Below are 12447 nucleotides of genomic sequence, written 5' to 3' on the forward strand. Positions count from 1 at the left end.
CAGTTGAGTGAATGTGGAATGGAGAGAAGATTTGGAACTGGAGAAACGGAGTGTTCGCCTTTGTTTCCGGATTCCAACCGCGATGCGGTTATATATTCAAGGAATCTGGAAACAATAGCGATCGGAAGTCCAATCCTTCTCGGAATGGCTGAACATTCACTCACTAACTGTCCATCAGAGCGACGACCGTAACAACCCATTTTGAAAGGTGAAGTGACCGATGATAGAACCAAATGTAAAGCAGGATCTGCGTGAAATAGGCAAGAAACTAAATGACCTTAGGGGGTCTCTTTGACTTAGATCTTAAGCAAGAGATGATTTCTAACTTTGAAGAGAAAATGGCGGCCCCTGGCTTCTGGGATAATTCAGAGCAAGCGCAGAGCGTAATCGCCGAGATGAATGCTGTGAAATCTTCCGTAGATCAATACGAGAAGCTTCAACAGGAATACGATGATGCTGCGATGATGGCGGAGCTCGCTGATGAAGAGGGCGATGAGGATCTGGCGACTGAAATCGGAGAGACGATTCGCAGCCTAGGCAGCAAAGTGGATGAATTCGAGCTGCAACTACTGCTTAACCAACCATATGACAAGTTAAATGCTATTCTCGAGCTTCATCCGGGTGCAGGCGGAACGGAATCCCAAGACTGGGGACAAATGCTGCTCCGTATGTACACTCGCTGGGCTGAGAAACGTGGATTTAAGGTTGAAGTACTGGATTATCTACCTGGGGATGAAGCGGGAATTAAGAGTGTTACACTGCTCATCAAAGGCTTTAACGTATACGGATACTTGAAAGCTGAAAAGGGCGTCCATCGACTGGTGCGAATTTCTCCTTTTGATTCTTCAGGTAGACGCCACACCTCTTTTGTATCCTGTGATGTCGTTCCGGAGATTACGGATGATGTAGAAGTTGAGATCCGTACCGAGGATCTTAAGATCGATACTTATCGCGCAAGCGGCGCCGGTGGACAGCATATTAATACCACAGACTCGGCAGTACGGATTACTCACTTACCGTCGGGCGTAGTGGTAACCTGTCAGAATGAACGTTCACAGATTAAGAACCGGGAGCAAGCGATGAAGATGCTACGTTCCAAGCTGTATGAGCGCAAGCTGGTAGAGCAGCAACAGCAATTGGATGAGATTCGCGGTGAGCAGTCCGATATTGCTTGGGGCAGTCAAATCCGATCTTATGTATTCCATCCGTATAACATGGTCAAGGATCACCGTACTTCAGTGGAAACTGGTAATGTGGGTGCAGTAATGGACGGAGACTTAGATGCATTCATTGATGGTTACTTGCGTAGCCAAATCAAGGTTGAGGCGGACTAAGGGTTTTTTTCGGAAATATAGGAGAGAATAAGGTTACTCCATACATTATTTTTATAATTATTTTTTGGGGAAACGGATACCATATCTTTGATATGGATGAAATAGCCGTTTCTTCTTACATACAGCAAGATGACACTTTAAGGAGCGCCTTGAAATGCAAAAAATCAACTCACGCAATAAACCCCCACTGATTCCTCTGAATGGGCCAGTCCGACATGTAGTGGATACAACGCTTATTCTGATCGGTTCGCTAATCACGGCACTGGGGTTTAATCTATTTTTCCTACCTAATCAGATTGCTTCTGGTGGTGTGTCCGGTCTTTCCGTATTGGCTGAAGCTTGGTTTGGAGCTGAACCGGCGTTTACGCAGTGGGCGCTTAATATCCCGCTGTTTGTGCTTGGAGTAATCTTCCTAGGTAAGCAATATGGCGTTCGCTCACTGCTCGGGAGCTTTGTGCTGCCGCTGTTTATCTTGCTGACAAAAGATTTACCCACACCTACAACCAACCCACTTCTAGCCTGTATTTATGGCGGTATCTGTGTGGGGGTGGGACTTGGCGTTGTGTTCCGCGGACGTGGATCGACAGGTGGACTGACGATTTTGGCGCAGATTATTCAAAAGATATCCGGTCTTAGCTTCTCGGTTTCCGTAGTGCTGCTGGACGGGACTGTCATAGTATTGGCGGCGTTTATACTCGGTATGGAGCAGGCGCTATATGCGTTGATCGGATTGTTTGTTACAGGAAAAGCCATTAACGCGATTGAGGTAGGCTTCCGCTATACGAAGGTTGCGTATATTATCTCGGACAAGACAGAAGAAATATCTGCAGCGATATTAAATGATCTGGACCGTGGGCTGACGAAGTTGGACGCACATGGCGGGTATACTGGCGATGAGCGTACTGTTCTGATGGTAGTGGTAGGTCAAAACGAGGTTTCGAGACTGAAAGCGATTGTTCAATCAGTAGATACAAGCGCATTTGTTATTATTACCGAAGCACATGAAGTACTGGGTGAAGGATTTAAAAGGGAAGCGTAATCTCTCCTAATGGGGAGCTGACGCTTCTCTTTTTTTCTAAATAAGGTTATATTTAGGGATGAATAAAGTTCACACAATGTGTTGTATTTATATTAATACGGATGTATAATAATACATATTTCTAAGACGGTATGCATTATATTAAATATTATATTTATGATAAGCAGGAAGTGGGGATGACAGTGGAAGGCAAGCTGAGGGCGGCGATTGTTGGATCAACTGGTTATGGGGGCGTAGAGCTGATTCGGCTGCTACAAAGTCATCCTAAGGTAGAGATTACTTCGGTAATTTCCTCATCAAGTGCTGGGAGTGGGATAGAGGAAGGATTTCCGCATTTGACGGGTGTGATAGAGCGAAAGCTGGATGGTGTTGACCCGGCTCAGATGGCTGAGCAGGCGGATGTTGTTTTTACGGCTACGCCGTCGGGTGTGAGCGCTAAGCTAGTGCCGCAGCTGCTGGAAGCTGGACTCAAGGTCGTGGATCTGTCCGGTGACTTCCGATTGAAGGACGGTTCAGAGTATGAGCACTGGTATAAACATCCGGCTCCGGCTGATGAGTATCTAGAGCAGGCTGTATACGGACTTTGCGAGGTATTCGGAGAGCGTGCGGCAGGGGTGGATTTTATATCTAATCCAGGCTGTTATCCTACGGCTACACTTCTTGGACTAATTCCTGCGATTCAGGCAGGCTGGATCAAGCACGACAGTATTATTATTGATGCCAAATCAGGGGTTACCGGGGCAGGACGCGGAACGAGCTTGATGGTGCATTATGCAGAGATTAATGAGAACTTCAAAGCTTATAAAATCAATAAGCATCAACATATACCGGAAATAGAACAGACGCTCACAGAGATTGCCGGGGAAAAGGTAACCGTAACGTTCACTACACACCTAGTGCCGATGAGCCGCGGGATTATGAGTACGATGTATGCAGGAATGAAGGACAATTATACAGAGCAGGATTTTGTGGATTTATATCGTGAATATTATGCAGGCAGGCCGTATGTGCGAGTGCGCGATGCAGGTGTGATTCCAGCAACAAAAGAAGTTAGCGGCTCTAATTATTGTGATATCGGATTTGCGACAGATGCTCGTACAGGGCGGGTGACCATTGTCTCCGTCATTGATAACGTTGTAAAAGGTGCGGCAGGGCAGGCAATACAGAACCTTAATTTGATGATGGGATGGGAGGAAACCCTTGGCCTCGGCTACACACCTGTGTATCCATAGGGTTCAGCGGTACAAATAACATGAGCGAGAGTGAATTATTTACTACCTTGAAAGGCGGAAGCATTACTTCGCCTAAAGGCTTTAAGTCCGGAGGACTGCACTGTGGATTGAAAAAAACAGACCGCAACGATCTCGGAGTGATTCTTTGTGAGGTTCCAGCTACGGCTGCGGCCGTGTATACGACGAATATTTTTCAGGCAGCACCGCTGAAGGTAACACGGGAAAGCCTTGCGAACGGAACGTTGCAGGCGGTAATTGTGAACAGCGGGAATGCCAATGCCTGCACAGGTGAACAAGGCGAAGCGGATGCTTATGAGATGCGTGCTGCTGCTGCTCAGCATTTGGGTGTAGAGGTTAATGATGTTGCTGTTGCTTCAACTGGAGTTATCGGTGAGCTGCTAAAGATGGACTGCGTACGTAGCGGTATTGCTGCAATACCAGAGAAGCTGGACGGTGGGGCTGCTGGAGCGGAAGAATTCTGTCAGGCCATCCTTACAACCGATTTAGTTAAAAAAGAAATTGCCGTGAAGGTAATCGTCGGTGGTGTAGAAGTTACAATAGCTGGAGCTGCTAAGGGTTCCGGGATGATTCATCCTAACATGGCTACCATGCTTGGATTTATGACGACGGATGCTGATATTTCAGCGGAGGATTTACACAGTCTGCTGCGCTCTGCTACGAATGTTACCTTTAATATGATTACTGTAGATGGAGATACAAGCACGAATGATATGCTAGTCTCGATGGCTAGTGGGCTTGCAGGTAATGAGAAGCTGACTCGGCTTCATCCGGATTGGGATGCTTTTGCAGCTGGGTTTACGTATGTCTGCCAGACGCTTGCCAAGGCGATTGCCCGTGATGGAGAAGGTGCCACCCATCTGATTGAAGTGCAAGTGAATGGAGCGGTTCATGACGAAGCGGCTGCGGCGATTGCCAAGACAGTGGTTGGTTCTAGTCTAGTGAAATCTGCTATTTTTGGAGCGGATGCGAACTGGGGGCGGATCATTGCTGCGGTTGGACGCGCGGGTGTTCCGGTATCGCCGGAGCGTGTAGACATTTCATTAGGTGATATTGAGGTGCTGCTGCACTCGAAGCCGGTTGTTTTTGATGAAGAGAAGGCTTTGGCTTATTTGCAAAAAAGTGAAACTGTGCTGATCACTGTGGATCTGCATGATGGAACCGGAAAAGCAACAGCTTGGGGCTGTGACCTAACTTACGATTATGTGCGTATTAATGCCGCATATCGTACCTAATTTGTGGAGTGCTTAAGCCCACAACGGAAGGATACCGATGATATGACGCTAAATAGTGAGCTTGAACTTATAGATGCATTAGATGGTAGTGGATTGTTTGTGATGAAATGCGGCGGGAGTACGCTGGCGGCACTGCCTGATTCTTTTTTTGAGGATTTACGAGATTTGCAGCAGGAAGGCATTCAGCCTGTCATTGTTCATGGCGGAGGGCCAGCTATTTCAGAGAATCTAGCAAAACTGGGCATTGAAAGTAGCTTCGTGAATGGTTTGCGAGTGACTACCGAGGACGTACTAGATGTCGTAGAGATGACGCTGGCAGGGAGTATCAACAAGGCGATTGTAAGGCGGATTCAAGGGAGTGGCGGTCTAGCTCTGGGGCTTTCGGGCATTGACGGTAATATGATTATTGCTAAACCAGTGGCTAATAGTGCTGAAGTAGGTTTGGTAGGAGAAGTAACAGAAGTGAAGGCTGATATCGTAACAGGGATTATTGGTATGGGCTATATTCCTGTCATTGCACCTATCGGAGTAGATGCGGCTGGTCAGCGCTACAATATTAACGCAGATACAGCGGCAGGGGCTGTTGCTTCCTATGTAGAGTCTCCCCAAATGATCGTAGTTACAGATGTGCCTGGCATTATGAGTACGGTGGATGGTCAAAAGGTTGTGCTTCCATCCGTCACTGTGCAAGAAATTGAAGCCTTGATCGAAAGTGGAGAAATCTACGGCGGTATGATCCCTAAGGTGCGAGCAGCTATCGATTGCATTCAAGGTAGCGTATCAGAGGTTATCATTGTGGATGGAAAAGAACCGCGGGTGCTTAGTCGAGTACTGCAAGGTGAAGCGTTAGGTACACGTATTATTCGTTCGTAGGATCATAAATGAATATAAAATAGAGGCGCTATCTGATTACAGGAGTAGCCTATGGGAGAGTGACTTAGAATGAGCAAGCTTACACAAGCGGGGGCACAGCAGACCGATACAGTAGGATCAGGCACACCAGATGTTGCTGCAGGCAAGCTGAGTGCAGTGTTCCCTTCTTACGCCAGATATGATATCAGCTTAGTTAAAGGTAAGGGCACCTGGGTATGGGATGATAAAGGGAATAAGTACCTCGATTTCACTAGTGGATTAGCTGTGACCAGTCTAGGCCACGCTCCTGAGAAAGTCGGCGCTAAGCTGAAGGATCAGATTGATACGCTCTGGCATGTCTCGAATCTGTTCCATATTCCTGGACAGGACAAAGTCGCAAACCTTTTGACAGAGAATAGCTGTGCGGACCAAGTATTCTTTTGCAATAGTGGGGCAGAAGCGAATGAAGCTGCTATTAAGCTGGCTCGTCGTTACCATCAGAAAGTAAAAGGTGCTGATCGTTATGAGGTCATCACTTTCGAACAATCCTTCCATGGACGTACATTAGCAACACTAACAGCTACTGGACAGCAAAAGGTAAAAGAAGGCTTCCTGCCGCTTCCAGCCGGCTTCAAGACTGTACCCTTGCATGATCTACCAGCGCTAGAAGAGGCTATCGGAGATCATACAGCAGCTATCATGATGGAAATGGTGCTTGCAGAGGGTGGTGTGCTTGAGGTCGAACCTGAGTTCTTGAACGCTGTAGTGGCATTATGTAAGAAACATGGATTGCTTCTGATTGTAGATGAAGTACAGACGGGTATGGGGCGTACGGGCAAGCTGTTCGCTCATCAGCATTATGGAATTGAACCGGATATTTTCACCTTGGCTAAGGGGATTGCAAGTGGCTTTCCAGCAGGATTAATGCTTGGTAAAGGATATTTGCGTGAAGCTTTCTCAGCGGGCAGCCATGCGTCCACCTTCGGGGGGACACCACTCGCAACAGCGGTTATGGCAGCGACGATTGAGACGATGCTGGAAGATGAGCTTCCACAGCGTGCTGAAGAAATGGGTAAGTACCTGACAGGTCTTTTGAAAGAGAAGCTGGCGGACTGTTCTTTTGTGAAGGATATCCGTGGTAAAGGACTGTTGATCGGGATTGAATGTCAATCACCAGCGGGCGATATTGTTTTGGCTGGACAAAAGAAAGGCCTGTTGTTCGTGACAGCTGGTCCTAATGTCCTTCGCCTGCTGCCTAATCTATATGTAAGTAAAGAGGAGATCGACCAAGCGGTGGACATCCTATCCGAACTCATTCATACTTATGCTAAACAAGCAAACGGGGAGGTAAGCTCATGAGTCAGGGCGTACAGAGTAACAAGCACACCATTGCGCAGCAACTGAAAGGCCGTGATTTACTGGAGCTGAACGATTACAGCCCGGAAGAAATCACGTACTTAATAGATTCAGCGATTGAGCTGAAGAAGAAGCAGAAGAATGGCGAAGAATTTCAGCCGCTGAAGGGGAAGACGATTGGTCTTATTTTTGAAAAATCCTCTACCCGTACGCGTGTGTCGTTTGAAGTTGGAATGTATCAGCTGGGGGGGCATGCCCTTTTCTTGAGCAAAAATGATATCCAGCTTGGACGCGGAGAAACCGTTGGAGATACAGCGCAAGTAATGTCGCGTTATCTCGACGGAATTATGATTCGTACGTTCGGCCATGACAAAGTAGAGGACCTTGCTCGTTATTCCTCTATTCCGGTAATCAACGGTCTTAGCGACCTGGCACATCCTTGCCAAGTGCTGGCGGATTACCAAACGATATATGAGCACAAAGGAAAGCTCAAGGGACTGAAGCTGGCATATATCGGTGACGGTAACAATATGGCGCATTCTCTGATGATTGGCGGTGCCAAGCTGGGCGTAGATGTATCTATCGCTGGACCGGAAGGTTATGAGCCAGATGCAGCGGTTGTAGCAGAAGCTCGTGAGATCGCAAAGGAAACTGGAGCGAAAATTGTGGTCACTCGCAGCCCGCAAGAAGCTGTGCAAGACGCTGACGTCATCTATACCGATGTGTGGGCGAGCATGGGCTTCGAAGAGGAGCAAAAGGCGCGTGAAGCAGCATTCAAGGACTATCAGGTCAATGAGGAGCTAGCAAAAGGCGCGAAGAGCGATTATCTGTTCCTGCACTGCCTGCCAGCCCACCGTGAGGAAGAGGTCAGCACAGGCGTGATTGATGGCCCTAACTCGGTCATCTTTGATCAGGCTGAGAATCGCCTGCATGCGCAAAAAGCTTTGATGGCCGCGCTAATGGGTTAAGGATATAGAATAATTGAATACTAGGATTAACACTAATATTGGTCTTAGATTATATAAAATATAAAACACTATATAAATTTAAATAATGTTGTGTGATGTTAGAATTTTGACGATATAGTAATGGAGCGGAATTTTTGGAACTGTAGGAGCGGAGCGTTCGCCTTTATAATCAGATTTCAACTGCGAATGCAGATCAAAATCATGGAAATCTGATTATAACAGCGACCGGAAGTCCAAAAATGTAGCGCAGTTACGATTAATCGTCAAAGTGCTAGCGATAGCACGATTATTTTAATTTATATAGCCCACACGAAAGGAAGTTGCCCCACCATGCCTAAAGAAAAAATTGTACTCGCCTATTCCGGCGGACTAGATACATCCGTTATTTTGAAATGGCTTAAAGAAACCTATGATGCGGAGATCATCGCCTTCACAGCCGACATCGGTCAAAAAGAAGAGCTCGACGGTTTGGAGGAAAAAGCACTAGCAACCGGCGCATCGAAAGTATACATCGATGACCTACGCGATGAGTTCGCTAGCGATTTCATCTACCCAATGTTCCAATCTGGCGCGCTTTATGAAGGCCAATACTTGCTCGGAACTAGCATTGCTCGTCCACTGATTGCTAAGCGTATGGTGGATATCGCCATCGCTGAAGGTGCAACGGCTATCGCGCACGGCGCGACAGGAAAAGGTAACGACCAAGTACGTTTTGAACTTGGCGTAGCTGCACTGGCACCAAACATTAAGGTGATCGCACCTTGGCGTTTGGAAGAGTTCCGCAATCAATTCCCAGGTCGTGCGGAAATGATCGCTTATGCGGAAGCTAATGATATTCCGGTACAAGCATCTGCGGCGAAGCCGTATTCGATGGACCGTAACCTGCTGCACATCAGCTATGAGAGCGGCGTATTGGAAGATCCTTGGTTCGATCCAAGCGCACCGGAGAACAAAGGAATGTTCCTGCTGAGCAATGCTCCTGAGGATGCTCCGGATGAAGCGGAATATTTGGAACTCGATTTCGTTAAGGGAGATTGCGTAGCCCTGAATGGTGAGACTTTATCACCACTTCAAGTGATGGAGAAACTGAATGAGCTAGGTGGTAAACACGGTATCGGACGCGTGGATATGGTTGAGAACCGTTTTGTCGGCATGAAGAGCCGTGGTGTGTATGAGACTCCGGGTGGAACAATCCTGTTCGTCGCTCATCGCAAAATGGAATCCATCACGATGGACCGTGAAGTAATGAACCTGCGTGACAGCCTAATCACTCGTTACAGCACTTTGGTGTATAACGGTTTCTGGTTCGCACCAGAGCGTATTGCACTGCAAGCTCTTGTAACACAGAGCCAGCAAAATGTAACGGGTACTGTTCGTCTTAAACTGTACAAAGGCAACATCATCGGCGCTGGGGTGAAGAGCCCGGTCAGCCTGTACAACCCTGAAATTGCAACGATGGAAGCTGATCCTACACAAGCTTATGATCAAGGGGATGCAACTGGGTTTATCCACTTGAACGCATTGCGCCTAAAAGTTTCTACAGGTGTAAATGGAGCTTCGAAATAGAACGATAACATAAACTTAAACGGGCAACCCCGAAGGCCGTTCCTCCCGTCAGGATAGGAGCGGCCCTCTGGCGTCCAAGAGGAGGAAACTACAGGTGAGCAAGCTTTGGGGCGGACGGTTTACTAAAGGAACAAACAAGCTGGTGGAGGAGTATACGGCTTCCATTGGATTTGATAAGGCTTTGGCCAAAGAGGATGTGCAAGGCAGTCTGGCGCATGTCACCATGCTGGGAAAATGCGGAATTCTTCCACAAGAAGACGTGGAGACGATTAAGCAAGGTCTGAATAAGGTGCTCGACAAGGTTAACGCTGGAGAGGTTGTTTTCTCAGTAGCGGATGAAGACATCCATATGAATATTGAAAAACATCTGATCGAGGAAATCGGTCCGGTCGGTGGTAAATTGCACACAGGACGTAGCCGTAACGATCAGGTTGCAACGGACATGCACCTTTATTTACGGGGCCGTGTAGTTGAGCTAGTTAGCTTGCTGCATGAATTACAGGAAGCTTTAATTGAACAAGCCAAAGATAACGTAGAGACGATCATCCCTGGTTATACGCATTTGCAACGGGCACAACCGATCCTGTTTGCTCACCACTTGTTGGCTTACGTCTCCATGTTCCGCCGCGATGCAGAACGTCTGACGGACAGCTACAAACGGATCAACGTTCTGCCACTCGGAGCAGGAGCGCTTGCGGGAACGACCTTCCCGATCGACCGCCATTTTGTGGCCGAGCAATTGGGCTTTGACAGTGTTTACGAGAACAGTCTGGATGCTGTCAGCGACCGCGATTTCATCGTGGAGTTCTTGGCGAATGCAGCGCTTGTTATGACACATCTATCCAGACTCAGTGAGGAATTGGTACTGTGGAGTAGCACAGAGTTTAGTTTCGTGGAACTGGATGATGCTTTCTGCACAGGCAGTAGCATTATGCCACAGAAGAAGAACCCGGACGTACCAGAACTGGTACGGGGTAAAACTGGTCGCGTATACGGCAACCTGATTGGCTTGCTGACTGTACTGAAATCACTGCCACTCGCGTACAACAAGGATATGCAGGAAGACAAAGAAGGCATGTTCGATACCGTTACTACACTGACAGGTGCACTGCAATTGTTCGCGCCGATGATTTCCACCATGAAGGTGAACAAGGGACGTATGCGTGAAGCTGTGAACACGGACTTCTCGAATGCTACGGATATCGCCGACTTCTTGGTAGGCAAAGGTCTTCCTTTCCGCCAAGCGCATGAAGTAATCGGAAAAACAGTGCTCTACTGCATAAACGAAGGCAAGTTCCTGCTGGATCTGACGCTGGAAGAGTTCAAGCAATTCTCACCGCTGTTCGACGAGAATATCTATGCTGTTCTTCAACCGGAAGCGGTAGTTAACGCTCGTAACGTTTATGGTGGTACAGCCACCGTTCAGGTGAAGGCTGCGATTGAACGCGCGGAGCAGGCACTGCACGAAGCTAATGAATGGGTAGTAAAACACGGTGACGCTATATTGTAAATAATATTAAACATAAATCCCGCCTCGCACGCCTTGTAAGGTTGTGTGGGCGGGATTTTGATTATATAGCAGACATTTAGTTATTTATTAGAATAGCCATATACGCCATAGAGGAGTAGTTATTATTCTTAAGCAACTCAATAACCTCGCGTAAGTACAAGGAGTTGTGCTCAATCGTCTTGGCAAAGGATTGAATCAGTTTAATCACATGATCAACCCCAAAATCCTCCTTATGATATCCAGCCATGCCGATTAGATGTAATTTGATTAAAGAATAGTGAACAACAAGTAGAATATAGGAATCAAAAATATCCGTATTATTTGTACTTGGGAATAGATTTTTGAACACATAATTCACTAAATAATTCTCTAGTATATATTCGTTAGATGACATAAAGGGGGCATAGTATTCACTATATGCTAGTTGGTATATTTCAGAAATTTCCTCAACTGTAGAATCTTCCGTATATTGAATACCATGGAGTACCTCACCAAAACATTCTATATATCGTTTGCTCTGTACTCCCACGTTCATACGCACATCAGCCAGTTCTTTTAAGAGCTGCATTTGAATAGTTGTTGATGTAGGAATACCTGCCAAAGCGTCCCGGAAGCTTCCGTCTTCGATCATGCTGCTATAGGAAGCGATTTGCTGAGGAATTTCATTTACAGTTCCTTCTGAGAGAATTCCCTGTATTTTCTGATAGAACATTCCGAGGATGATTAGTCTATGTGCTATTGAATAACTTCGATTTTGTAAGACTTGAATTGTGAAAATACGCATATCCCAAAAGTATCCATTTATTTTATGTGAGGACGTTTCTTGCAAAGTATTTATTTTTTTATTCATAAAATTTCGGACATTTAGGGACTCTTCAATCTCTTTAAATTGAATGCCATTTGGGTTTAATAAGACCAAACGAGCCACTTCAGGACATGATAACGTAGCGGACTTCTCCAATGCTTCATTAACCTGGTTCGTGGTCCGAGGATAAGTACTACAAACATTAGATAAGTAGCCCTCCCCTAGTGTCTTTTGTATAGAACATAACTTATCTTCATTTAGAAGTGGACAAGCTGCATCAGAATCCATCACTATTTTTGCATAATTAAGCTCTGTTGGGTTGGAACGTTTACGTTTTATATGCTTATTTAGTAGAGGCTTCATTTCTCTATCGTTTACGTTTTTATATTTCTTATAGGTTTTTTGATCAATATCTACCCGCCAGCCAACGCAGCATGTATCTTCACAACTTGATCCAATACAAGCAAATTTCTCTAAGTATTCTGGAACAAGAACAACGCGCTTTTTTTCTATCATGATAGATTTCCCCTTA

Annotated in this window: 10 protein-coding genes; 9 read left to right on the plus strand and 1 reads right to left on the minus strand. The window is 46.4% G+C overall.

The features are described 5' to 3' along the window. The first annotated feature begins 220 nt into the window (after positions 1 to 220). The 9 genes from prfB to argH all read left to right on the plus strand — a co-directional run bounded on the left by prfB (position 221) and on the right by argH (position 11110). A protein-coding gene (gene prfB, locus NSS67_RS04945; RefSeq protein ID WP_339318585.1) for a peptide chain release factor 2 occupies positions 221 to 1334 on the plus strand; the annotation gives its coding sequence in 2 pieces (ribosomal slippage) (positions 221 to 292 and positions 294 to 1334; 1113 coding nt in all). Positions 1335 to 1488: 154 nt separating this feature from the next. Beyond that, complete coding sequence (locus NSS67_RS04950; RefSeq protein WP_339318586.1) at positions 1489 to 2373, plus strand: YitT family protein; 885 nt, start codon at positions 1489 to 1491, stop codon at positions 2371 to 2373. Between the two features lie 182 nt (positions 2374 to 2555). Beyond that, complete coding sequence (gene argC / locus NSS67_RS04955; RefSeq protein WP_339320504.1) at positions 2556 to 3605, plus strand: N-acetyl-gamma-glutamyl-phosphate reductase; 1050 nt, start codon at positions 2556 to 2558, stop codon at positions 3603 to 3605. Between the two features lie 20 nt (positions 3606 to 3625). Beyond that, positions 3626 to 4858 carry a bifunctional ornithine acetyltransferase/N-acetylglutamate synthase gene (gene argJ / locus NSS67_RS04960; RefSeq protein WP_339318587.1) on the plus strand — a complete coding sequence of 411 codons (1233 nt, stop codon included), beginning with the start codon at positions 3626 to 3628 and terminating at the stop codon, positions 4856 to 4858. A gap of 42 nt (positions 4859 to 4900) precedes the next feature. Further along, positions 4901 to 5731 carry an acetylglutamate kinase gene (argB, locus tag NSS67_RS04965; protein WP_339318588.1) on the plus strand — a complete coding sequence of 277 codons (831 nt, stop codon included), beginning with the start codon at positions 4901 to 4903 and terminating at the stop codon, positions 5729 to 5731. Between the two features lie 69 nt (positions 5732 to 5800). Beyond that, positions 5801 to 7069 carry an acetylornithine transaminase gene (locus NSS67_RS04970; protein ID WP_339318589.1) on the plus strand — a complete coding sequence of 423 codons (1269 nt, stop codon included), beginning with the start codon at positions 5801 to 5803 and terminating at the stop codon, positions 7067 to 7069. Further along, complete coding sequence (gene argF / locus NSS67_RS04975) at positions 7066 to 8034, plus strand: ornithine carbamoyltransferase (protein WP_339318590.1); 969 nt, start codon at positions 7066 to 7068, stop codon at positions 8032 to 8034. Before NSS67_RS04970 ends, argF begins: the two co-directional genes overlap by 4 nt. 330 nt (positions 8035 to 8364) lie before the next feature. Beyond that, the gene (locus NSS67_RS04980; RefSeq protein ID WP_339318591.1) at positions 8365 to 9600 is read left to right on the plus strand and encodes an argininosuccinate synthase; all 1236 of its coding nucleotides are present in this window, start codon (positions 8365 to 8367) and stop codon (positions 9598 to 9600) included. A 94-nt stretch (positions 9601 to 9694) separates the two neighbouring features. After that, complete coding sequence (gene argH, locus NSS67_RS04985) at positions 9695 to 11110, plus strand: argininosuccinate lyase (RefSeq protein WP_060625918.1); 1416 nt, start codon at positions 9695 to 9697, stop codon at positions 11108 to 11110. A 76-nt stretch (positions 11111 to 11186) separates the two neighbouring features. Here the strand turns inward: argH and fliB are convergent, their stop codons facing one another. Next, the gene (gene fliB / locus NSS67_RS04990) at positions 11187 to 12431 is read right to left on the minus strand and encodes a flagellin lysine-N-methylase (RefSeq protein WP_339318592.1); all 1245 of its coding nucleotides are present in this window, start codon (positions 12429 to 12431) and stop codon (positions 11187 to 11189) included. Between the last annotated feature and the right edge of the window lie 16 nt (positions 12432 to 12447).

The sequence above is a fragment of the Paenibacillus sp. FSL R10-2734 genome (genome assembly GCF_037963865.1).
Lineage (GTDB): Bacteria > Bacillota > Bacilli > Paenibacillales > Paenibacillaceae > Paenibacillus_AQ.